This is a genomic window from Macrococcus bovicus (genome assembly GCF_030376725.1).
In the GTDB taxonomy this organism is placed as follows: domain Bacteria; phylum Bacillota; class Bacilli; order Staphylococcales; family Staphylococcaceae; genus Macrococcus; species Macrococcus bovicus.
In genome coordinates this window covers 545207-568703 of sequence record NZ_CP128470.1, presented here as the reverse complement: position 1 = coordinate 568703, position 23497 = coordinate 545207, and the positions used below count along the sequence as shown (strand labels likewise).

The 23497-nt window shown below is 44.4% G+C and carries 27 protein-coding genes, 1 other RNA gene and 1 riboswitch; of the genes, 3 read left to right on the top strand and 25 right to left on the bottom strand.

Features of this window, described 5'->3' with window-relative positions; genetic code table 11:
• Window positions 1-7: 7 nt before the first annotated feature.
• Together QSV55_RS03400 and QSV55_RS03395 are read right to left on the bottom strand one after the other, a co-directional pair.
• A complete protein-coding gene (locus QSV55_RS03400; protein ID WP_133451463.1) occupies window positions 8-826 on the bottom strand; it encodes a sulfite exporter TauE/SafE family protein in 819 nt (272 codons plus the stop codon).
• A 10-nt stretch (window positions 827-836) separates the two neighbouring features.
• Complete coding sequence (locus tag QSV55_RS03395) at window positions 837-1685, bottom strand: DUF72 domain-containing protein (RefSeq protein ID WP_289650698.1); 849 nt, start codon at window positions 1683-1685, stop codon at window positions 837-839.
• 63 nt (window positions 1686-1748) lie between these two features.
• Between QSV55_RS03395 and QSV55_RS03390 the strand changes: the two genes are divergently transcribed.
• Together QSV55_RS03390 and QSV55_RS03385 are read left to right on the top strand one after the other, a co-directional pair.
• A complete protein-coding gene (locus QSV55_RS03390; RefSeq protein ID WP_289650697.1) occupies window positions 1749-2465 on the top strand; it encodes an ABC transporter ATP-binding protein in 717 nt (238 codons plus the stop codon).
• Window positions 2462-3220 (top strand): ABC transporter permease, encoded by a 759-nt coding sequence (locus tag QSV55_RS03385; RefSeq protein WP_133451460.1) that lies wholly within the window; start codon window positions 2462-2464, stop codon window positions 3218-3220. Before QSV55_RS03390 ends, QSV55_RS03385 begins: the two co-directional genes overlap by 4 nt.
• Window positions 3221-3249: 29 nt before the next feature.
• On the opposite strand, the gene QSV55_RS03380 is transcribed toward QSV55_RS03385, so the two are convergent.
• The 13 genes from QSV55_RS03380 to QSV55_RS03320 all read right to left on the bottom strand — a co-directional run bounded on the left by QSV55_RS03380 (window position 3250) and on the right by QSV55_RS03320 (window position 13956).
• Entirely contained in the window at window positions 3250-4176 is a 927-nt protein-coding gene (locus tag QSV55_RS03380) for a magnesium transporter CorA family protein (RefSeq protein ID WP_289650696.1), read from the bottom strand.
• A gap of 124 nt (window positions 4177-4300) precedes the next feature.
• Window positions 4301-5698 (bottom strand): Fe-S cluster assembly protein SufB, encoded by a 1398-nt coding sequence (sufB, locus tag QSV55_RS03375; protein ID WP_133451458.1) that lies wholly within the window; start codon window positions 5696-5698, stop codon window positions 4301-4303.
• 12 nt (window positions 5699-5710) lie between these two features.
• Window positions 5711-6145 carry a Fe-S cluster assembly sulfur transfer protein SufU gene (gene sufU, locus QSV55_RS03370; protein WP_289650695.1) on the bottom strand — a complete coding sequence of 145 codons (435 nt, stop codon included), beginning with the start codon at window positions 6143-6145 and terminating at the stop codon, window positions 5711-5713.
• Window positions 6135-7370, bottom strand: a complete 1236-nt coding sequence (locus QSV55_RS03365) for a cysteine desulfurase (protein ID WP_289650694.1) — start codon at window positions 7368-7370, stop codon at window positions 6135-6137. The genes sufU and QSV55_RS03365 overlap by 11 nt, the downstream gene beginning before the upstream one ends.
• Before the next feature lie 18 nt (window positions 7371-7388).
• Window positions 7389-8684, bottom strand: a complete 1296-nt coding sequence (sufD, locus tag QSV55_RS03360; protein WP_289650692.1) for a Fe-S cluster assembly protein SufD — start codon at window positions 8682-8684, stop codon at window positions 7389-7391.
• Between the two features lie 12 nt (window positions 8685-8696).
• Window positions 8697-9470: a Fe-S cluster assembly ATPase SufC gene (sufC, locus tag QSV55_RS03355; RefSeq protein WP_133451454.1), complete on the bottom strand. Its 774-nt coding sequence runs from the start codon at window positions 9468-9470 to the stop codon at window positions 8697-8699.
• A 207-nt stretch (window positions 9471-9677) separates the two neighbouring features.
• On the bottom strand, window positions 9678-10499 hold the full coding sequence (locus QSV55_RS03350; RefSeq protein WP_289650691.1) for a MetQ/NlpA family ABC transporter substrate-binding protein: 822 nt from the start codon (window positions 10497-10499) through the stop codon (window positions 9678-9680).
• 25 nt (window positions 10500-10524) lie between these two features.
• Complete coding sequence (locus QSV55_RS03345; RefSeq protein ID WP_424960680.1) at window positions 10525-11220, bottom strand: methionine ABC transporter permease; 696 nt, start codon at window positions 11218-11220, stop codon at window positions 10525-10527.
• Window positions 11213-12238 (bottom strand): methionine ABC transporter ATP-binding protein, encoded by a 1026-nt coding sequence (locus QSV55_RS03340; RefSeq protein WP_133451452.1) that lies wholly within the window; start codon window positions 12236-12238, stop codon window positions 11213-11215. The genes QSV55_RS03345 and QSV55_RS03340 overlap by 8 nt, the downstream gene beginning before the upstream one ends.
• Window positions 12239-12305: 67 nt before the next feature.
• Window positions 12306-12406: riboswitch (SAM riboswitch) on the bottom strand.
• Between the two features lie 36 nt (window positions 12407-12442).
• Complete coding sequence (locus tag QSV55_RS03335) at window positions 12443-12646, bottom strand: YbbN family protein (protein WP_465249760.1); 204 nt, start codon at window positions 12644-12646, stop codon at window positions 12443-12445.
• Window positions 12647-12701: 55 nt separating this feature from the next.
• Complete coding sequence (locus QSV55_RS03330) at window positions 12702-13085, bottom strand: toprim domain-containing protein (RefSeq protein ID WP_133451450.1); 384 nt, start codon at window positions 13083-13085, stop codon at window positions 12702-12704.
• 69 nt (window positions 13086-13154) lie between these two features.
• Window positions 13155-13535 carry a glycine cleavage system protein GcvH gene (gene gcvH, locus QSV55_RS03325; protein ID WP_289650689.1) on the bottom strand — a complete coding sequence of 127 codons (381 nt, stop codon included), beginning with the start codon at window positions 13533-13535 and terminating at the stop codon, window positions 13155-13157.
• A 67-nt stretch (window positions 13536-13602) separates the two neighbouring features.
• Window positions 13603-13956, bottom strand: coding sequence for an arsenate reductase family protein (locus tag QSV55_RS03320; protein ID WP_289650688.1), 354 nt, complete (start codon window positions 13954-13956; stop codon window positions 13603-13605).
• 136 nt (window positions 13957-14092) lie between these two features.
• Between QSV55_RS03320 and QSV55_RS03315 the strand changes: the two genes are divergently transcribed.
• Window positions 14093-14416: a thioredoxin family protein gene (locus tag QSV55_RS03315; RefSeq protein ID WP_133451447.1), complete on the top strand. Its 324-nt coding sequence runs from the start codon at window positions 14093-14095 to the stop codon at window positions 14414-14416.
• Window positions 14417-14436: 20 nt separating this feature from the next.
• Here the strand turns inward: QSV55_RS03315 and QSV55_RS03310 are convergent, their stop codons facing one another.
• The 10 genes from QSV55_RS03310 to eno form a co-directional block, all read right to left on the bottom strand.
• Window positions 14437-14976, bottom strand: coding sequence for a nitroreductase family protein (locus QSV55_RS03310; protein ID WP_289650687.1), 540 nt, complete (start codon window positions 14974-14976; stop codon window positions 14437-14439).
• A gap of 67 nt (window positions 14977-15043) precedes the next feature.
• Window positions 15044-15769 carry a type I 3-dehydroquinate dehydratase gene (gene aroD / locus QSV55_RS03305; RefSeq protein ID WP_165983707.1) on the bottom strand — a complete coding sequence of 242 codons (726 nt, stop codon included), beginning with the start codon at window positions 15767-15769 and terminating at the stop codon, window positions 15044-15046.
• A gap of 96 nt (window positions 15770-15865) precedes the next feature.
• Window positions 15866-16861, bottom strand: coding sequence for a M23 family metallopeptidase (locus QSV55_RS03300; RefSeq protein ID WP_289650686.1), 996 nt, complete (start codon window positions 16859-16861; stop codon window positions 15866-15868).
• A 294-nt stretch (window positions 16862-17155) separates the two neighbouring features.
• Window positions 17156-17513, bottom strand: a transfer-messenger RNA (tmRNA) gene (ssrA, locus tag QSV55_RS03295).
• Window positions 17514-17590: 77 nt separating this feature from the next.
• Entirely contained in the window at window positions 17591-18124 is a 534-nt protein-coding gene (locus QSV55_RS03290; RefSeq protein WP_289650685.1) for a hypothetical protein, read from the bottom strand.
• Between the two features lie 79 nt (window positions 18125-18203).
• On the bottom strand, window positions 18204-18665 hold the full coding sequence (gene smpB / locus QSV55_RS03285; protein ID WP_289650684.1) for an SsrA-binding protein SmpB: 462 nt from the start codon (window positions 18663-18665) through the stop codon (window positions 18204-18206).
• A 10-nt stretch (window positions 18666-18675) separates the two neighbouring features.
• A complete protein-coding gene (gene rnr / locus QSV55_RS03280) occupies window positions 18676-20973 on the bottom strand; it encodes a ribonuclease R (protein ID WP_289650683.1) in 2298 nt (765 codons plus the stop codon).
• A gap of 15 nt (window positions 20974-20988) precedes the next feature.
• Window positions 20989-21729 carry an alpha/beta hydrolase gene (locus QSV55_RS03275; RefSeq protein WP_289650682.1) on the bottom strand — a complete coding sequence of 247 codons (741 nt, stop codon included), beginning with the start codon at window positions 21727-21729 and terminating at the stop codon, window positions 20989-20991.
• 93 nt (window positions 21730-21822) lie between these two features.
• A complete protein-coding gene (gene secG / locus QSV55_RS03270) occupies window positions 21823-22056 on the bottom strand; it encodes a preprotein translocase subunit SecG (RefSeq protein ID WP_133451440.1) in 234 nt (77 codons plus the stop codon).
• 98 nt (window positions 22057-22154) lie between these two features.
• The gene (gene eno, locus QSV55_RS03265) at window positions 22155-23459 is read right to left on the bottom strand and encodes a surface-displayed alpha-enolase (protein WP_289650681.1); all 1305 of its coding nucleotides are present in this window, start codon (window positions 23457-23459) and stop codon (window positions 22155-22157) included.
• Window positions 23460-23497: the final 38 nt, after the last annotated feature.

Sequence of the window (23497 nt, the reverse complement as noted above, 5' to 3'; positions counted from 1 at the left end):
CCCCTCTTTAAATCAGGCTTTTTATGATCAGATAACAACCAAGAGCCAGCATAATGAGTCTCAGCATCAGTACGACTGTCTCTGACTTTGCACGTTTATTGATCTGGACACCGATTGAGGCGCCGATAAAACTTGAAACGACTAGAATAACTGCGTAATGCCAGATGACATTGCCCTGCACAATATGACTGATAGCACCAGAGATACTGGAGAACAAGATCATGAGCATGCTTGTACCGACTGCGATATGCGGTGGGAATCTGAAGGCGATAATCATGAGCGGTGTCATCAGCGCACCGCCGCCAATACCAAACAATCCCGTTAAGCAGCCGACCAGAAACGTCGCCATCACAGCAGGCACCGGCGCAATACTGTACTCGAAGGTCTGCCCTTTGGCATCAGTGAAAGACCGCATACGGGCGGGATTCTGAAAAAACCTGATCGGCCTGATCTTATCCCTGAACATCAGGACGATACTCATCATAATCATCAGCAGACCGAAATAAAGATTGAAACTTTTCAGCGTCAGAAAATGACTGAGATAAGCGCCCACAATAGCGCCCGGCACAATGCCGAGCAGAAAGAGAAAACCGGACTTGATATCGACCTGTTTTGCCTTGATATAGCCGATTGAAGCCGATAATCCTGTGGCGATCAGGATGACCGTTGAGGTCCCGATAGCTGTCTGCGGGGTGATGCCGCCTATTAGACCTGTCCCACCTAAAAAGATGAGGGAAGGCACGATAATAATACCCCCGCCGAGACCGACCAATGAGCCGAGAATAGCTGAGCCGACGCCCAGTAAAATGAGTAGTACAATAGACATCTTGTCCTCCTTAGAACAGCGACAGCTGCTGTGCATTTAAATGATCATAATCAATCCCGAGTATCTCTTTCATCCGTAAGGCATTGCCTGCTGCATGTCCGCCTGAGTTATTATTGAAGATGACGTACACTTCTTCTGCCTTCTGATCGAGTATTCTGAACTTGGCTGCGAGAGCCTGCAGTTCTTCTTCATTGTATTCGTATAAATAGCGGACATCCCGCCATTCCTGGTCAGACATATCCTTCTTCGTCCAGCCTGCCACATTTCTGCCGTGCAGCCTGACAAGCGAGATGGGATGCGTCACCCGGTTCACCATCGGAATAGAGCCATGACCGCTCTGCGGCTCGTCACATACCGCATGGATCAGTTTATTTTCATAGAGAAAATGCAGCGTATTCTCTGTCATCTCTTCTGTAAACCAGCTGTCATGACGAAATTCTATCGCGATAGGCATTTCTCGTAAGTGCTGCTTCAGATATAGTATATAATTAATGTTCTGGGTATTACAGTCGAACCAGGGCGGGAACTGCACCAGGACCATGGCCAGCCGGTCTTCTTCTATCAATGGACCTACCATCAGGTTAAACTGTTCAATCAGCTGGATTCTCGTATCTGCGTACTGCTCGACTTCCGCATGGCCGGTCAGTGCCTGATGAATTTTGACGACAAACTTGAAGCGGTCCGGCGTCTCACTGATCCATTTCCGTATATTCCGTTCAGGCTGGATCGCATAGTAACTTGCATCCAGTTCAACAGTCGGAAAATAACTGCCATATGTATATAATTTATCTTTTTTATTCGCCAGTTCAGGATATAATGTATCATGATCCGACCAGGCGGTTAATCCTATATTTATCATTATCATCACCTAGTCTAATCATATCATAAGTCATGAGGACACTCTCTAGAAAGGAATCTAAAAATGACGACCATCCAACTTGAAAAAATTAATGTCACTCGAAATGAGCATCATATTCTGCATGATATCACCTGCCAGTTTCCGTCCGGCACCATCACAGCACTCATCGGACCTTCAGGGGCCGGCAAAACGACTCTGCTTAAACTCCTGAACGGACTGCATAGCCCCACTTCCGGAGAAATTTACTTCAATGACACCCCTATCTCCAATATGGATATGCTGAATCTCAGACGCCATGCCGGTATGGCGCTGCAGAGTGCGCCGATGCTGCCCGGCACAGTCTTTGACAACCTGAATCTGCCAAGAGCCATTGCGGCAGACACTCTAACTGAAGATGAAGCGGTCCGTCTTCTTACCCAGGTCGATTTAGAAGATGTCCCATTGACACAGGACATCAAATCTCTGTCCGGTGGTCAGCGTCAGAGACTGTCTATAGCACGTACACTCGTCAATCAGCCGCGTGTGCTCCTGCTCGATGAAATCACTTCCAGTCTGGACCCGCGCAGTGTGAAAGAAGTGGAAAAGCTCATTCATTCTATTCATGAGAGTCAGCAAGTCACCATTATCTGGATTACACATGATGTTGACCAGGCAGTGCGGGCCACAGACCGTTATATCATGCTGAAAGACGGACGCGTCGAACATACAGGTGATTCCAAGACATTGCTGCACAGTCAAATTTCAGCAGTCAGAGAATTTATTGAAGGAGAAGAACAATGACCCTATTACAGCTTAGTCTGACGATCATCTTCGTCATCATTCCTTTAGTGCTCACAGCTTACCTGAAACTGGGTCTCGAGAAAGATATTATCATCGCGACAATCCGCAGCACCATCCAACTTTTTATAGTCGGTTATATTCTGACATTTGTCTTTGAGGGCAATCATCCTGTCTATATCCTGCTGATGATCTTACTGATGATCACAGCAGCGACTCAGAATATCATCAAAAAAGGGCAAGGTATAAAAGGTATCACATGGAAGATTGTCGTGACACTGATCACAGTTGAAGTCATTACGATGGGGATTATGCTCGGCTTTCACATCATCCCGTTTGAAGCGCGTTATGTCATCCCTATCAGCGGCATGGTCATCGGTAACTCGATGGTCCTCTCCCTTCTGTTCTTAAACCGCTTCCTCAGTGAAATCAGAAATAACGATGAACAGATCGAACTGATATTATCGCTTGGCGGAACGAATAAACAGGCCATACATAGAAGCCTGATGTCAGCCATCAGAAGTGCGATGATACCGACGATTGAAAGTCAGAAGACGATGGGGCTCGTACAGTTGCCGGGGATGATGAGCGGCCAGATTATCGGGGGGGCAGACCCTATCGTCGCTGTCCAGTTCCAGCTGCTTATTCTTTTCCTGCTGCTCACTGCTGCGACTGTATCAAGTGTCATGGTCGGCTTCTTAAGTTACCCGACACTCTTCAATGAAAAAGAGCAGTTTCTCGGCGAATATCAAAAATAAAGGACTGAACATATTGTTCAGTCCTTCTGCTATTTGAAGATGTTCTTTTTGACAAGGAAAATATAGGTCAGTGCCATCAGAAGAAACGCGACTGATACCGTGCCTATCCAGTTCAGTTGAGGCAAGTCGACGTTCATACCGAAGAAACTGAAGACAAGGGTCGGCAAGGTCAGGAATACTGTGACTAGTGTGAGGAGCCGCATGATATTGTTCATCTCATTACCGATGAGTGAAGAATAGGACCCGGCGATACTCTCCAGGATATTCGTATAGAGCTCTGTCGTACTTAAAGCCTGTGTATTCTCAATCATCAAGTCTTCCAGCAGTTCTTTATCTTCATCATAAAGCTTGATTGAACGGGAGCGGAAGATCCGCTTGATTGTATCACCGTTGGCCGTGAGTGAGGTCAGGAAGTACACCAGACTTTTCTCGAGTTCCATCAGTTCATAGAGCTGCTTATTCGTCAGTGATGTTCTTAAGTTACTCTCGATGCGCAGACGTTCACGGTTCAGTCGCTTCAGTGTATTGTTGTACATCGTCGCTACTGTAAAGAGTACTTCCAGCAGAAATCTCGATTTCATGCGCAGATCAAAACGGCGATTCATCAGTTTATTGAACATCTCATGTTCACGGGAACAGATCGTGATGATATAACCTTTACTTAAGATGATGCCGATCGGTACTGTGATATAGGATACAGTCTGTTTGATGTTTTCATCTATAATCGGAAAATCATTGATGATCAATGTACTGTTCGTCTCTTCATCATATTCAATACGCGCACTTTCTTCCGGGTCGAGCGGATCTTCCAGGAATTCAATCGGGATATTGAAATACTCCGCTACTTCTTCCATTTCTTCGCGCGATGGCTGCGTCATATTGATCCAGTTGTTCGGCTGGAATCGTTCAGCTTTAATAATGGTCCCTTCATCTGAATTGATATAGGTATTAATCATAAGATGTCTCCTTTCTGTCTGCCGTCGTTAACATAAAAATCTTAACGCAATTTCACTAATAAAGATACCTAAATTTTCACAAACAAAAAAAGACGAGCATCAGACTCGTCTTTTTTGTTGTGAATTAACCGATTGAACCTTCCATCTCGAACTTGATGAGACGGTTCATCTCTACTGCGTACTCCATCGGTAATTCTTTGGTGAATGGCTCGATGAAGCCCATCACGATCATTTCAGTCGCTTCTTCTTCTGAAATACCACGGCTCATCAGGTAGAAGAGCTGTTCTTCAGATACTTTAGAGACTTTTGCTTCATGCTCTAAAGAGATGTTGTCGTTCATGACTTCATTGTAAGGAATCGTGTCAGAAGTTGACGCGTTGTCCATGATGAGTGTATCACATTCAATATTTGAACGTGCACCCTCAGCATCACGGCCGAAGTGAACGATACCGCGGTAAACCACTTTACCGCCTTGTTTAGAGATAGATTTAGAGACGATGGTTGAAGAGGTGTTCGGTGCTTTATGGATCATCTTCGCGCCGGCATCCTGTACCTGTCCTTTACCTGCCAAGGCGATAGATAATGTCATACCACGTGCGCCCTCGCCGAGGAGGTAACAAGCCGGGTATTTCATCGTCAGTTTAGAACCGATGTTACCATCGATCCATTCCATCGTGCCGTTTTCATAGACAAATGTACGTTTAGTCACCAGGTTGAAGACGTTATTCGCCCAGTTCTGGATGGTTGTATAGCGGCAGTATGCGTCTTTCTTAACGATGATCTCAACGACAGCAGAGTGCAGTGAGTTGGTTGTATAAACAGGGGCTGTACAGCCTTCTACGTAGTGGACACTTGCGCCTTCATCCACGATAATCAGTGTACGTTCAAACTGCCCCATATTCTCTGAGTTGATACGGAAGTAAGCTTGCAGTGGCGTATCCAGTTTAACGTTCTTCGGTACATAGATGAATGAGCCACCTGACCATACCGCAGAGTTAAGAGCCGCAAACTTGTTGTCGGCAGGCGGAATCACTGATGCGAAATGTTCTTTGAAGATATCTTCATTCTCACGTAATGCTGAGTCTGTGTCCTTAAAGATGATGCCCTGTGCTTCCAGGTCTTCCTGCATATTGTGGTATACCACTTCTGATTCATACTGGGCAGAGACACCGGCAAGATATTTCTGCTCCGCTTCAGGGATACCTAATTTATCAAAGGTCTGCTTAATTTCTTCAGGTACTTCGTCCCATGAACGCTCTGTATGTTCTGATGGTTTAACGTAGTAAGTGATTTCATCAAAGTTCAGCTCTGATAAGTCACCGCCCCACATCGGCATCGGCATTTTATAGAACTGCTTTAATGATTTTAATCGGAAATTGAGCATCCATTCCGGTTCTTCCTTCATCTTAGAGATTTCACGCACGATATCTTCAGTCAGACCCCGTTCTGAACGGAAAATCGATACGTCTTTATCATGGAAACCATATTTATAATCGCCCACATCTGGTGCTTTTTTAGCCATTTGGTTCACTCCTTATTCTTCGTCTTTTGTTCCTTTTTCAAGTGCTTTCCAGGCAAGAGTGGCACATTTGATTCGTGCAGGGAATTTAGCGACACCTGATAACGCTTCGATGTCACCCATTTCCTCGGTGATTTCATAGTCATTGCCAAGCATCATCTGACTGAATTCATGGCCCATCGCTAATGCTTCATCAATCGTGTGTCCTTTAATCGCCTCAGTCATCATTGAAGCGCTGGACATTGAAATAGAGCATCCCTCACCTTCAAATTTTGCATCTCTGACGATATCACCGTCAACATCAAGCGTCAGACGAATGCGGTCTCCACAAGTCGGATTGTTCATCTCAATGGTCAGTGAACCATCTTCAATCACCCCTTTGTTACGAGGATTTTTATAATGATCCATGATCACTGAGCGATAAAGCTGGTCTAAATTATTAAAACTCATAGCTGAAAAACTCCTTTGTTTTTTTCAAGCTATCCACTAACAGGTCTATTTCTTCTTTCGTGTTGTAGATATAGAAACTTGCGCGTGCAGTTGAAGATTGGTTCAGCCACTTCATCAGCGGCTGTGCACAGTGATGGCCTGCGCGGATAGCGATGCCATCAGAATCAAGTGCTGTTGCGAGATCATGAGGGTGAACACCGGCAAGATTGAAAGTGATCAGCCCTGCACGTTTATCCGGACCCGGACCGTAGATTTCAAGCCCTTCGATCTCTGACATCTTCTCATAGGCATAGGCTGTCAGCTCATGTTCATATGTCAGGACTTCATCCAGTCCGATGGCTTCTAAATAGTCAATGGCTGCATGTAGACCGATGGCTTCAGCTATCAGCGGCGTACCTGCTTCAAACTTGGTCGGCAGTTCTGTCCAAGTGGAGTCCTGGAGACCGACGAAGTCAATCATATCCCCGCCATATTCAATCGGTTCCATTTTATTCAGCAATGACTTGCGTCCATATAATACACCGATACCGGTCGGACCCACCATTTTGTGACCGCTGAATGCATAGAAGTCGACATCCAAGTCCTGGACATCTACTGTCATATGCGGCACCGCCTGCGCGCCGTCTGACACCATAATCGCGCCCTTATCATGGGCAAGCTTCGCGATTGCTTTAATGTCGTTGATTGTTCCGAGTACATTGGAGACATGGGCAACAGAGACAATCTTAGTTCTGTCTGTAATCGTCGCTTCAACATCCTTTAAATCCAGTGTGCCGTCCGGCTGCAGCGGAATATATTTCAGCACAGCTTTACGACGTTTGGCAAGCTGCTGCCATGGTACCAGATTCGCATGATGCTCCATCTGAGTAATGACAATCTCATCACCTTCTTCAACCGCCATATCGCCGTAGCTGTGGGCCACAGTATTGATAGCGGTTGTCGTTCCACGCGTGAAGATGACCTCCTCAAAATACTGTGCATTGATGAAACGGCGGACGGCTTCCCGTGCGCCCTCATAGCCATCAGTAGCACGGGTACCGAGTGTGTGAACACCCCGGTGAACGTTCGCATTCTCATGCTGGTAATACTGATTCATTCTATCAATGACCTGCTGCGGCTTCTGGCTGGTCGCAGATGAATCAAGGTAGACGAGCGGTTGGCCGTTGACCGTTTCAGTCAGAATCGGAAAATCCGCTTTAACTTTATTGATATCGAATGGTGCCATTAGATCAGGACCTTTCTGTTATTTAATTGCTACTTTCTGTTCGATAACGTCTGTCAGCTGACGTCTTACCGCTTCAATCGGTAATTCATTGACAACAGGCGCCAGGAAACCATGAATGACTAAGCGTTCTGCTTCAGCCTGAGAGATACCACGGCTCATCAGGTAGAAGAGCTGCATTGGATCTACACGTCCAGCTGATGCCGCATGCCCTGCTGTTACATCATCTTCATCAATCAACAGGATCGGATTGGCATCCCCACGTGATTTCTCTGACAGCATCAGTACACGCGATTCCTGCTGCGCATCCGCTTTAGTCGCACCGTGCTTGATATAGCCGATACCGTTGAAGATTGAAGACGCCGCATCCTTCATTACACCGTGCTTGAGAATATGACCGACAGAATTCTTACCGTACTGAATAATCTGCGTCGTGAAATTCAGTTTCTGTTCTCCGCGACCGACGACGACAGTCTTTAAGTTACTTGTTGAGTTATCCCCCATCAAGTAAGTCGTATTGTCATTGATTGTGTCACCATCGTTCATCAGACCCAGTGACCAGTCAATCGTTGCATCCTTGTGAGCGATACCACGACGGATGACGTGGCCTGTGAAACCTTTTGCCAGGAAATCAACAGTGCCGTAAGTGATTTTAGCGTTATCATTGGCGATAACTTCTGAGATCACATTCAGTTGTCCCGCTGCTTCTTCCACTGTGGATAAATAGTTCTCTACATAAGTCACTTCTGAACCTGTATCCGCTACAATCAGCAGGTGATTGAAAAGATTCGCGTCTTTGTCATCATGTAACACGACCATCTGAATCGGCGACTCAATGATCACGTTCTTTGGTACATAGATGAACAGACCGCCGTTCAGTAAGGCAGCATGTAAGGCAGTTAAACGATGCTCATCGACTTTAACCCCTTCAGTCATGAAGTACTGCTGAACAAGGTCGCTATGCTCTGCCATCGCAGTGTGAATGTCTTTAATGATGACACCTTGTGCCGCTAAATTTTCGTCCACTTTCAGGAAAGCAGGCGTATTATTGTGCTGGACGTAAAGATTTTCGACAGCCTCAACATCAATGATAGATTTCACTTCTGCCGGTAACGCGTCTGTACTGTCAAAAGTTGTACTGTCCGCCGCATGATAAGTCACGTCGAAATTCCAGCGGTCAAGTCTTGTTTTGTCCGGTTTAGGCATGTCGATCGCGTCTAAACGATTAAACGCATCTTCTCGAATCGCCGTCATCCATGCAGGTTCATTGCGGGATTCTGATAAACCTTTGATTTGTTCTAAGTTGATGTCACTCATTTCAGTTCCTCCTTATTCAGCTGCTTCATCCTGAATGTTTAATTCTTGCTTGATCCAGTCATAACCTTCTGCTTCAAGACGCTGAGCAAGTTCTTCTCCGCCTGACTTAACGACGCGGCCTTGCATCATCACGTGGACGAAGTCTGGTGTGATGTAGTTCAGAAGACGCTGATAGTGAGTGATGATCAGGCAACCGAAGCTGTCGCCACGCATTTCATTGATACCTTTTGATACCACTTTAAGCGCATCGATATCGAGACCTGAGTCAATCTCATCTAAAATGGCAAATTTAGGTTCCAGCATCATTAACTGCAGAATTTCATTGCGTTTTTTCTCACCGCCAGAGAAGCCCTCATTTAAATAACGTGTCGCCATGTCAGGATCCATTTCAAGGAAGTCCATCTGTTTGTCCATTTTCTTGATGAACTGCATCAGGTTGATTTCCTGACCTTCCTCGCGACGAGAGTTAATCGCTGAACGTAAGAAGTCTGCATTGGTTACACCTGAGATTTCAGATGGATACTGCATCGCAAGGAAAAGACCTGCTTTCGCACGCTCATCTACTTCCATTTCAAGTACATTTTCACCATCAAGTAAAACTTCCCCTTGAGTGACCTCATATTTCGGATGACCCATGATTGCTGAAGATAAAGTTGATTTACCTGTACCGTTCGGTCCCATGATAGCGTGAACTTCACCTTGTTTGATTGTTAAGTTTACACCTTTTAAAATCTCTTTTCCTTCGATAGAAACGTGTAAATCTTTAATCTCTAATACTGATGCCATTTGTGTACCCTCCACGAATTATAATTATTTTAGACTTTTTATAGTTTATAATGATTTTAATTTACAGTCAAAGACTCTTAAATTCATTTACTCAATTATTATAACGTAAATAGATGGATTGTTAAACGGATTGAGACCATTTCATTGAGAATCATACCGGAGTGATTGAAAATAAAAAACACTCAGAACGAGTCTGAGTGTTAAAGATTAGTTTGCAGCGATAACTGCGCCTTTATATTTCTCATCGATAAATTTCTTAACGTCATCGGATTGAAGCGCTTTAACGAGTGCTTTAATTTTCGCATCGTCTTTATGGCCCTTCTGAACAGCGACTAAGTTAGCGTATGGTGAATCTTTATCTTCAAGTGCGATAGAGTCCTTCACTGGATTCAGTTTATTATCAAGTGCGAAGTTGGAGTTGATAATGACTGCATCGCCTTCGCCATTGTTGAACGTTTTAGGTAAAAATTCAGCTGCCTGTTTGTTGTTGAATTTCAGGTTCTTTTTGTTTTCAGCGATATCCTTGAATGTCGCTTTGACTGGGTCTGTACCTTCTTTTAATTTAATTAAGCCTGCTTTTGTGAAGAATGATAAGAAACGACCTTCTTCAGCCGGGTTGTTTGAGACGAAGATTTCTGCGCCGTCAGGTAGTTCATCCAGTGATTTATATTTTTTAGAATAGACAGCCATCGGTTCGATATGCACATTACCAGCAGATTCGATTTTATAGCCTTTTTCCTTCACTTCAGTGTCAAGGTAAGGTGTGTGCTGGAAGAAGTTTGCATCTAATTCGCCATCGTTCAACAGACGGTTCGGTGTTGTATAGTCGTTGATGATTTTGATATCCAGTTTGTAGCCTTCTTTTTCAAGGATCGGTTTCACTTGCTCAAGCAGTTCTGCGTGAGGTGCCGGTGAAGCCCCTACTTTAATCGTTTTATCTTCTTTCCCGTTTTCTTTTGACTCGGAGCCACATGCTGTCAGGACAACAGCGAATAACAGCGTAAGTGTAAATACTAAAATTTTCTTCATCGTTTTTCTCCTTTGTATTTTATATTTAACGTTTGTCTGTGCGCTTCGCCAGGAAGTCACCGATAAACTGTATTGCAAAGACTATGAGCAGAATGAAGACAGTCGATACTAAGATCACATCATTCTGACTACGGGTGAAACCTACTAAATAAGCAAGGTTACCGAGCCCACCGGCACCGATAACACCGGCGATTGCCGTAGCACCTACCAGCGAGATCGTGGTAACCGTGATACCTGAGATCAGAGCTGGCAATGATTCACGCAGCAGCACTTTCCAGATAAGTGTCCAGCGGCTCGCGCCCATCGCTTCTGCTGCTTCAATGACACCTTTATCGATTTCTTTCATACCGATCTCCACAAGACGGGCGTAGAAGGGAGCAGCGCCGATAATTAATGCAGGCAGCGCACCTTTGACCCCGCTGATCGTCCCCATCAGGACGTTGGTGAATGGAATAAGAAGCAGAATCAGAATAATAAACGGAATCGCCCGGAACAGATTGACAAAAAAGGCCATGATATTATAGAAAATCTTTGCCCCTCTTGATTTGCTGCGTGAAGCAAGGAATAACGCCGTTCCGATGATCAGACCGAATATAAAAGTGAAGATTGCCGAAATAATCGTCATATACAGCGTTTCATAAACAGCCACCCAGACATCCGGCCAGATGACATTCTCAAAACTGAACATTTCTCTTAACGTATCCATCATCGTATTATCCACGTCTTTCCACCTCCGCTTCAACGCCGTGCACCCTTAACTCGTCGAACATTCTTTCGACTTCAGCATTAAGGGCAGGCACATGTACGATCAGATGGCCGAAAGAACCGTTCTGCGTATGCTTAATGTTACCGGCAAGAACATTCGCATCCAGATCATACTTTCTGATCATCCGGCTGACAATCGGCTGCCCGGTAGAAGAACCGACAAACTTCAGGCGAAGAATCGCTCCGGTCGGATAATGTGCCATAATCTCATCGATAGAAGCTTCAACTTCAGCGTCTTTCAGATCATCTTTGACAAAGCGCTGCGTGACAGTTGACTGCGGATTTTCAAACACTTCCATGACAGGACCCTGCTCCACCACACGCCCATTTTCCATGACAGCGACCTGGTGACAGATTTTTCGGATGACCTGCATTTCATGCGTGATCAGAATAATCGTCAGTTTGAGCTGGCGATTGATGTTCACCAACAGCTCCAGAATTTCATCTGTCGTCTGCGGGTCAAGTGCACTGGTTGCTTCATCACAGAGCAGCACAGTCGGGTTATTGGCCAGCGAACGGGCAATGCCGACCCGCTGTTTCTGCCCCCCTGACAGCTGAGAGGGATAAGCATTTTCTCGGCCTTCAAGTCCGACCAGGCGGATCAGTTCATTGACCCGTGCAGTACGTTCAGTTTTAGAGACACCTGCAATTTCAAGCGGAAATGCAATGTTATCGAATACTGTACGTGACCACAGCAGATTGAAATGCTGGAAGATCATACCGATTTTCTGTCTTTTCTTTCTGAGGTCAGTCGGACTGAGCTCTGCAATGTTATCGCCACCGACGACCACATCACCCGTCGTCGGTTTTTCAAGGCCATTGAACATACGGATTAACGTACTTTTACCTGCACCTGAAAAACCGATGACACCATATATTTCACCCTCGTTGATCGTCAGATTGACATCATCAACAGCGGTTATCATTCCTTTTTTTGTTGCGAACTGCTTGACAACATGATTTAACGTAATCACTTACGTACCTCCTTTAAACGAATAAAGCGTCTTTCCCGTAAAGAGAAAGACGCAATGAGTTCATCGTCTCTCATCTTCTAAAGCGTATGCTTTATGTGAATTGGCACCATGTCATATGACGGTTGCCGGGTTTCATAGGGCACATCCCTCCACCACTCTTGATAAGAGTTATATTCAATTGTTATACATATTAGACTACAATATTTAAATCGTCAATACTTTACGAATAATTTCATAAATATTTGTGACGGATTCAAAACGATAGATGGTTTCCACTACTTCATCGTCTTTTACAATGAGCAGAACAGGCACACTCATCAGCTGATAGCGCTGCGCGAATGACGCCGCAAAATTTAAATCTACTTTCATTATATTGACTTCAATCAGTTCTGGCATGATGTCTATCATGCGCTCTGCGACCTTACATGTACCGCAGAGGGGCGTATAACCGAATATCACATAATTACCAGACGGGGCTGAAGGCAAATACTCCCTGACTTTCATCTTCCGCTTCCAGACCTTTCACTTCAAACTCATGTTTCATTAATTTTTTGGCGAGATAATCTACAGGGCAGCGGCCGACCTCACCATAAGTTGGATCAATATAGATATGCTTGCATTCACTTAAATGGCGTTTGAACCAGCTGCGAATGTTTTTCCCTGCTTTATCAGCATCAGTCATGATATAGACGTTATGGCCTGTCAGTTCATCGAGCATTTCGTCCATTTTACTGACACCCATCGTGCCGTTCGTGCAGATAATATGTACAGGTTCAGATAATACTTGTTGTAACTTTTTCTTGTCAGACTTGCCTTCCACAACTATGACTTTACTGATTACAGACATCTCATCACCTTTTCATATGCAGTTATAAAAAAATCCTTGATAAGCATCTTATCAAGGAAATTATAGCATTTACGCGTTAATCATTTCATCATATTGAGCTTGGTCAAGTAACTCATTTAATTCATCGTCACTTTCAGTCTCAACTTTAATCATCCAAGCATTTTCATAAGGAGATTCATTAACGAATTCCGGAGAATCTTCAAGTTCGTTGTTTACTTCTACAACTTTACCACTAAGCGGCGCATATAATTCTGAAACTGTTTTAACAGACTCAACGCTGCCGAAAGGTTGTCCTGCTGAAATTTCATCGCCGACTTCTGGAAGTTCAACGAAAACGATGTCTCCGAGCTCTGATTGAGCGAAGTCAGTGATACCGATTGTTTTAATGTTTCCTTCTGATTTTACCCATTCGTGATCTTTAGAATACTTTAAGCCTTCAATAGTTGCCACAAAAATCCCCTCCTAATAGTAATTACACTCTAATAATGACACAGCATGACAGCTTATTCAACATTTTTTATAGCCAGATCTGTCGATACTGTTCCTCCTTGAAACCAAGCGTAATCTGCTTACCGTTGGTTGCAAGCGGTCTTTTAACGAGCATCCCATCAGATGCCAGAAGATTTAATTTTTCATCCAGTGGTAACGCTTCCAATTTATCCTTCAGTCCAAGCTCGCGGAACTTAGTGCCTTGACGGTTGAACAACTGATCGACCTCAACACCTGTATCTTCAATCAACTTCCTGAATTCAGCAGCAGTCGGTGTCAGCTCCACAATATGAATCGGTTCAAAGCTGACGCCATGCTCCTGCAGAAACTGAGCTGCTTTTCGACATGTTGAACAATTAGGTAACTGATAAAATTTTAGCATCGTCTTCCTCCATAACAGTAAGATAGAATAATAGTACCAATATTTCGACAATAGGACAAATGTCTCTCAAGCTCATCGTTTATTTTTTGACCAAGAATGGTATATACTCAATATAAAGACAAAAAGGAGTATGACTATGAGAACAATAAGTCAATATGCAGAATTCGAAGAGATTATTAACCAGGATGAACAGATTGTTGTGAAATTCTTTGCTGACTGGTGTCCGGACTGCTCAAGAATGGACTACTGGATTGATCCGATTGTTGATGAGTACCATGATATCACCTGGTACAAAATCAACCGTGATCAAGTGCCGGAAGCTGCAACGGAAAATGACGTTATGGGTATTCCAAGCTTACTGATCTTCAAGAACGGTGTGAAACAAGCCCATCTTCATTCAGCCAATGCCAAGACCCCTGAAGAAGTGAAAGCATTTCTAGCAGAACATATCGAAAAATAAAAGCCGGCATAGCCGGCTTTTTAAAATTCACTGATTAAATTGATATTTTTACGCGGCTTGCCCGCTGTCTCTTCAGGCAGCTCAGTCAGATACACTAAACCATGAATCATCTCATGACCATGAATACCGAGTGCCTCGTTGAACTTCGGCTCAGTCAGGCTGGCAGGTGTCTTGATGCAGCTGCCGACCCCTGCATCAAAGAGTAGCAGCGATAATGTCTGCATATAGCCGCCCACAGCGAGCAGGTCCTCCAGACGCTGCTTCTGTCTACGGTCTACCGGTCCTGCAATAATAAGTATGCCGCCAAGCTTGGCAGCCATATCGATAAATGCCTGTCCTTTTGCACTGTCATTCTTAAAGTTGACTTCAGCAAAAAGGCGTCCATAAGCTGGTAATCGGTCCTTCTTCACCCAGATTACGCGCCATGGTTCACGCATACCGTGATTCGGGGCATAAGCGGCAAGCTCAATCGCCTGCTGTATCTTGGCGTCCTCAAAATGACTATCCTGCTCAAACTTTTTTATGCTTCTTCTATTAATGATCAGGTCCTGAATAGACATGAGAAAAGTCCTCCTCTAGTTGATAACTATTATCAATTATAGAGAAGGACGATTATTTTGTAAATGCTTACTGATAAATCTCCATCAAGGCCTTCAACTGCTGAACGTGCAGCTGACCCGGCGCTGCTTCTTGACCGATATGGCCATAAGTCAGCGCTGAGCCGAAGACACCGCCTGCTAGACGACTGAGTTTCCCTTGTTCACCCATCGCTATGCCGACAATATGATGATCGGAATCCTGCTTCGTTTCGTAGACAGCAGTCAGAAGCTTCAGCACGTCGCGGCCATCTTCAGGCATGACCGCAAGCTTGCTGTAATCTACGTTCAGCTGCTGCATATGCTGATAAAATGCTTTCATTTCTTTCAGGCTCGGCGTGTGGTCCATCTCATGATGAGAAACCAGCACCTGGATCCCCTTGTCATGTGCAAGGTCAATCAGCTCATTCCGCAGGTCTTCATAAAGGAAAAGCTCAATATCAATGATATCGATGTGTCCTTCTTCAATAATAGAACGGTTGAGCGCATAATATTCATTAGGTTCAAGCTTGCCCTTGCCCCCTTGACCACAGGTGCGATAAGTAAAGATGATCGGCAGATTACTGAATTTCTCTTTCAATGTCTTGAGGTCTTCCAGATAATCCGCTGTTTGGTCCCCGCCACATAGGTCAGCCCTATACTCGATAATGTCAATATAGAGCTCATTATCCTCCACTTTCTTATAGAGGTCTTCCCACTGATCCTTATCGGCGGATAAGGTCACTACAATTTTAGATTTCACATTCACTTTATCCATAACGTTCCCTCCGTTCTCATTATAAATATATACCATATAAATGCTTGAAGTAAACGAATAAAAGAGCCCTGAACTAAGTTCAGAGCTCTGGTCATGCTATTGCTGATTGACATAGTTTGTCGGATCAACAGCGTATTCATTACCGACGCCACCTGCCATACGCTGGAAATGCAGATGCGGCGCAGTGGAATTGCCTGTGCTGCCGGACAATCCAATCTGCTGGCCAGCTGAAACAGTCTGTCCTGCAGAGACATTCAGTGAATTCATGTGCATGTACCACTGATAATAGTCGCTGTCCGCTTCTTTGATGGTGACCTGATTTCCGCCGCCGTAATTACTCCAGCCAGCCTGAATAACGGTTCCGTCAGTGAGTGAGTAGACCGGTGTATTCTCAGGCATATCATAGTCGACACCATAATGCGCCCCGCCGCCGTAGTATTGACCGTAAGGCTGCATCTTACTGTAGTTCTTCAGCCAGCTGCTTGACGCTTGTGCATCATCAGATTGAGCCGTTTCAGTTGTCTGCTGTGCTGAAGAAGCTTGAGATTGTAGTTGAGTTACGTTAGTTTGAGTTGAAGCTGTGTTTTGTTTTTGAGATGATGTTTGACCTGCAGACTCATGATAGGACTGAGCTGAAGGACTTATGTTCGTCTGGCTTCCAGCCACTGGTTCTGCTTTTTCTTCATTGACATTCACAGAAGTTGGAACCTGAGCCATATTCACGTGACGACTCGGCTGTGCTATATCATAACCCTTTTTCTCAATATCTTGATGCGACTGGGATGCGGAATAGTTATTGTCCGGAATAAATATATTCAGTTCACTTTTCGGGAAATAGAAATAATGCTTTTTATGATTGCGATCCGTCAAATAGAAATACCATTCTTTATCATCAAACATGCTTTGGTCCCATTTACCATCTTTCGTATGGTGATAATCGCCCTGCATATCTTTTGTATAGTATGAACCGTATTCATAAGAATATCCTTTTACTGCCTCGTGGATCATTTCATCTGCCTGAACGTCATAACCTCCGCCTGAATAAAGTGCGAATCCGACACCAAGCGCTGAAGCTGCTATAAATTTTTTCATCTGTTCATTTCCTTTCGTGTTTCGTGATAAATTAACTCTAGCAGTCTAACAGGCTGAAATAAACACATGTAACAGCTTTGTATTGCGCTTTTAAAACGATAACAGCGATATTAATGTATTTTGTCCATTTGTTGAACATTGTTACAGAGCGTCATCTTCGGGTAATATCGAGTATGCAATATCCTCACATAAATGAACAATTGTGACAAGCCGTTTTACTGGACAGTTTCGTTTTGTAAGTCTGTTGTAATGTTTTTGGGTACAAAAAAAGTTCATCCGTTAAGATGAACTCATATATGGAGACGGCGGGAGTCGAACCCGCGTCCAAAGATCCTGCAGTTGATACTTCTACGTGCGTAGTCGCATTGTTAAGGTTTCACTATTAAGCTGACAATGGACAACCTACTTAATAGCTAGCCCGATTCATCTCTTCTGTTCAGACTCCAGGCGGAAGTGAACAGCGTATCCTACTTCAGTTGAACCTCGTGCTCAGGCACATAGGCGATGCTTGAGAGAGGTGCAGAGTGCGATTAGGCAGCTACTGCGAAATTGTTTGTTTTGCCAGTTATTATAACTGTTGTGTTGATGCGGAGACAACCCTCCGGCACGCTATACCAACCCAAGTGACCCCTGTCGAATCCGTAACGCCCCCGAAATGGTAGTATGTCATAAAACTAGCATATTTAAATATAGCAAAGAAAAGACCTTTTAACAAGTAAAAGGTCCTGATTAATCCAGTTGAGGTCTATTCTCGAAAGGGATAGCCTGAATCTCGTATGCTGCCTGAGGAAAACGTTTTTTAAGCAAGGCGATATCTGTCTTGTGTCTATCATCTAAACCGATTATTACTTTGCTTTCCTTCGTATCCGTGCCAATGAAAAAGAATTCAATCTGATGTTCTTTCACGTAGTTTTCAAGCTTGAGTCTTGCTTTTTTAAGCCCTTGAACTGAATATTCTGCATCATAGAACCCGACGTTCTTACCATATTTTTTCTTGAAGAGATCCACGTATTTCTGGTTTTGTTTCAGCTTAACGATTCCGATATAGACAACCTGCTTTTTCTCGTTAACATAAGTGCCCCCTTGTCTTGTGGCAGGGACTAATTTCAGATAGTCTTTATGGATGTCAGTAGTCAGTTTGTAGAAAGCAGCTCTTGTCATCTTAGCCGGCTGTGCTTGTGCCTGTACCGGTTCAGCAGGGACAACAGTAGCCGTTAAGGTCATCATAACAGCAGAAGAAAGCAGAAGACTTTTAATATTCATTACACACCTCTTTTTTCTTTATTGTAGCATGTAACTGTCATTTGACAATAAAAAATTAAACCTGCCCAATCCGGCAGGTTTAATATCTTTCCTTCATCGCGCGGTCCATCTCACGCTTCGCTTCCTTCGCTTTCAGGGCATGTCGCTTATCGTAGTCTTTCTTACCTTTTGCGAGCCCGAGCAGCATCTTGCAGTAACCGTTCTTGATATATAGCTTGAGCGGTACGAGTGCATAGCCCTGCTCCCTTGTTTCACCGAATAACTTATCAATCTGCTTACGCTTAAGTAACAGTTTACGTGTTCTCAGCGGATCATGATTGAAGCGGTTCCCCTCTTCGTAAGGAGCGATGTGCATATTATAGACATACATCTCACCTTTGTAGACACGGGCATAGGAATCACGCAAGTTGGCACTGCCTCGTCTGATCGACTTGATTTCAGTGCCTTTCAGCTCAATGCCGGCTTCAATCGTTTCTTCAATTGTATAGTCATGACTCGCTTTTCTATTCTGTGCGAGTGTCTTGCCTTCACCTTTCGGCATATTTTCACCTCTATTTCTTCTTGCCGCGTCCAGCATTCTTTACAGCTTTTGCCTTGTAGAACGGCTTTTTATTCTGACCGCCGCTTCTGTTACTTCTTCCTTTACCTCTTCCTTTACCGCGAGGTTTACGGTTATCATCCTGACCTTTTTTCTCAGTACGGATGACTGTTCCCCGCGCCTTACGCTCTACCTGTCGTGGTTCCATACCGACGATGCTGAAGTCAATCATGCGCTCGTCGATATTGACGCTGAGTACTTTAATCTTGACTTTATCCCCAATACGGAAGACTTTGCCGCCACGTTCCCCGATCAACGCCATCTGACGTTCATCAAAGTGATAGTAGTCATCTGTCATATTCGTATTATGCACCATGCCTTCAATCGTGTTCTCAAGCTCCACAAACATACCGAAGTTTGCCACGGACGAGATAATGCCTTCGAACTCCTCACCGACATGCTGCAGCATATATTCAGCTTTTTTGAGATCATCGGTATCACGTTCTGCATCTACTGCACGTCGTTCACGTTTTGACGTGTGATCACTGATTTCGACAAGCATTTCTTCCCATTTGTCCTGTGCGGCGTCATCCATTGATTGCTCAATCAGATACTTACGGATCAGACGATGCACGATCAAGTCCGGATAGCGACGAATCGGCGAAGTGAAATGGGTATAATACTGCGCTGACAGACCGAAGTGACCGAGTGACTGCTCGGAATACTTCGCCTGCTGCATACTCCGGAGCATCAATGTAGAAATCACCATTTCTTCCGGCTTACCTTTAATCTCTTTCGCGATGGTCTGCAAGGTTTTCGGATGAATATGCTCTGTACCACCGCGCACCATAATACCGAAGTTCGCGATGAATTCGAAGAAACGTTTGATTTTATCTGCTTTCGGTTCTTCGTGGATACGGTAGATAAATGGCACCTTCATATGATGGAAATGCTCAGCAATTGTCTCGTTTGCTGCCAGCATGAACGACTCAATCAGGCGTTCACCCTTACCGCGCTCACGGATAGCAACATCAAATGGCACGCCGTCTTCATTGACCAGAATTTTCGCTTCCTTGAAATCGAAGTCAACTTCTCCGCGGCGCTTACGCATTGCAGCCAGAATGGTATTCAGTTCCTGTGCATCTTCAATCATCGGTACAATATGGGCGTATTTGTCTCGCAGTTCTTTATCTCCAGCCAGAATCTCATTGACATCGCTGTAGGTCATCCGTTCATCTGAGTAGATGACACTCTGGAAGATATCATGATGAACAACTTCACCCTCAGGCGTAATCTCCATCTCACAGCTCATTGTCAGCCGGTCTACCTGCGGATTCAATGAACAGATGCCATTGGACAGGCGATGAGGAATCATCGGAATGACGCGGTCAACTAAATAGACACTCGTGCCGCGCTCATAAGCTTCCCTATCCAGTGCAGAACCTTCCGTCACATAATGACTGACGTCTGCGATACTGACTGTCAGAAGATAATTTTCACCTTTACGTTCAAGACTGATGGCATCATCTAAGTCCTTCGCGTCAGCACCATCAATGGTAATCGTCAGCTTATCTCTTAAATCCCTGCGCCCTTTAATATCTGCAGGACTGATAGCATCCGGGACACGTTCCGCCTCTTTGATAGCGTCTGGCGCAAAATCAATATTGATACCATGCTGATAGATGATGGACAGAATATCGACACCCGGGTCATTTTTATGACCGAGAATCGCAGTGACATGTCCTTCAGGGTTACTGCTGCCATCTGGATAGGCTGTCAGCTCCACCAGCACTTTGTGGCCTTCCACCGCTCCTAAGTTACGTTTCTTCGGAATAAAGATATCCTGCGTGATCCGTTTATCGTCAGGCAACACAAAACCGAAGTGTTTCGCTTCTGTATATGTGCCGACAACGGTCGTTATGGCGCGGTGGGTAATTTCCTTGATGACGCCTTCCTCGCGGCCGTCGCGACCTTTTGAGACTTTGACGAGAACCGTGTCGCCGTCCATGGCCTGATTGATAGCATTCGGCGGAATAAAGATATCTTCTATCCCTTCAGTCGTCGGACGCACAAAAGCGAAGCCTTTTTTGTTCTGACTGACAATGCCCTCAACATACTCAGAGTCAATCAGCATATAACGGTCCTCTTTTGTCCGTTTGATCTTGCCTTTTTGTTCTAATTCAACCAGTATTTTGACGAGTGCCTTGAATTCCTCCGCGTTTGACAGCGTCAGTGCCTGTTCGATATCACTGATGGCAAGCGCCTCGCCTTTTCTAGTCTGAAGAATGTTTAAAATTTCTGTTTGTGTCATAGTCTTCCCCTTTCTTTAGTGAGACCATTCCAGCCCTTCTAAAAATGCAAAATAATCATCAAAGAGCTGTTCTTTTTCCTTATCTATAGTAATGACGTGACCTGAATGTTCATACCAGTGAATCTCCTTCAAATCACTTGATGACTCCTCGAAAATAATGTTGGCGGAATCCGGATTGATCATCGTATCCAGTCGGCCTTGTGCGACAAAGAGAGGTGCAAAGACGTCGTCAATCGATTCGCGCACTTTGACGATGGTCTGCTGAAGGTCTTCCAGCAGACTTGTCGGATGGAAGGCCGCCATCTCCCTTTCTATCTGCTCAGTAGCCTTGCCTTCACGTTTCTTGAATTCTCTGGCATATTCCAGGACCCCTTCAAACATATTGCCGGTTGTCTTGATATACATCGGCGAGCACATGGTCGCGACACTATGGACATCCCTGTTCTGAGAAAGTCTGAGCGCAAAATCGCCACCTAAGGAAAGGCCCGCTACAGCAATATCAGTATAACCTTTCTCATTCAGGAAGTCATAGGCTTCAAGCACCTGACCCCACCAGACATGCGGACTTGAAGCAAGCAGTTCTTCAGGGGGGACGCCATGACCTTCGTAGTGCGGTGCATAACACGTATACCCTTTCTTCTGCAGATAACGCCCTAATTGTCTGACATCAGAAGAGTTGCCGGTGAAACCGTGCAGCAAGAGCACAGCACGCGGACCTTCTTCAAAGAAAAATGGTTCAGGTAATCGAATTTTCATGATGATAACTCCTTTTATGGTATTAATACTATTGTATGTGTTTTTAAGTGCTATTCAAAATAAAAAAGCCCGGTGAATCACCGGACTTATCATCTACATGTTGAAATAAGTTAATGCCAGCATAATTAAGAAGAATAACACTGACAGTACAATCGTTGTACGCAGTAAAATCAAGTCGACACCCCGTGTCTTCTGTTTGCCGAATAATGTTTCTGCACCACCACTGATAGCACCAGATAAACCATTACTCTTACCTTCCTGCAGTAAAACAACAGTAATCAATCCGATACAAACGATGACCAATAAAATGGTTAGCACTGTATGCATATAGGGTCCTCCTACTCATAGTCACTTGCCCTATTTTACCATGAAATGCTACAAATGAAAACACAAAAAGACACGGCGTCCCGTGTCTTTCAGCCTACTTATTTATTTAAATTGTAGAAAGATTTAATGCCTTCAAACTTCGCAGTTTCATATAACTCATCTTCGATACGAAGTAATTGATTGTATTTCGCGATACGGTCTGTTCTTGATAATGAACCTGTCTTGATCTGGCCTGCATTTGTCGCCACAGCGATATCAGCGATGGTTGTATCTTCTGTTTCACCTGAGCGGTGGGAAACAACAGCTGTATAGCCTGCTTTTTTAGCCATTTCAATCGCTTCAAATGTCTCAGTTAATGTACCGATCTGATTTACTTTGATAAGGATGGAGTTACCGATGCCTTGTTCGATACCACGAGCAAGAATTTCAGTGTTTGTAACAAATAAGTCATCACCCACGAGCTGTACTTTATCGCCTAAACGTTCCGTTAAAGCTTTCCAGCCGTCCCAGTCGTTCTCGTCCATACCATCTTCAATAGAGATGATCGGGTATTTGTTGACGAGTTCTTCTAAGTAATCCACTTGTTCAGCAGAAGAACGTTTCGCGCCGTTCTCGCCTTCAAACTTCGCGTAGTTATAGACGCCGTCTTCGTAGAATTCTGAAGCCGCACAGTCAAAACCGAGGTAGACATCTTTTCCTGGTTCAAGGCCTGATTTTTTGATGGCTTCTAAAATCGTTTCAACACCGTCTTCAGTTCCATCAAAGCGTGGTGCAAAACCACCTTCATCACCTACTGAAGTTTCAAGTCCACGTTCTTTTAAGATTGATTTTAAGTTATGGAAGATTTCAGCGCCCCAGCGTAAAGCTTCTTTGAATGTTTCAGCGCCGACTGGCAATACCATGAACTCCTGGAATGCGATCGGTGCATCTGAGTGAGAACCACCGTTAACGATGTTCATCATCGGAACCGGCAACTGCACACCATTGAAGCCACCTAAGTATTTGTATAAAGGCTGTCCTAAATAATCAGCAGCTGCACGCGCAACAGCCATAGAGACACCTAAGATTGCGTTCGCACCTAATTTACCTTTGTTTGGTGTACCATCTAAAGCAATCATCATTTTGTCGATTGACACTTGTTCAAGCACAGAAAATTCACCTTCGATGATTTCTGGTGCAATAATCTCGTTTACATTTTCAACAGCTTTTTCTACACCTTTACCTGAATAGCGTTCTTTGTCGCCATCGCGTAACTCAACTGCTTCATGTTCACCCGTTGAAGCACCTGACGGCACAAGTGCACGTCCAAATGCACCGCTTTCAGTTAATACTTCTACTTCGATTGTCGGATTACCACGTGAGTCAAGGACTTCGCGTGCATATACGTCTGTAATAATTGGCATAGTTAAAACTCCTTTGAATGTATTTTCTCTTATATTAT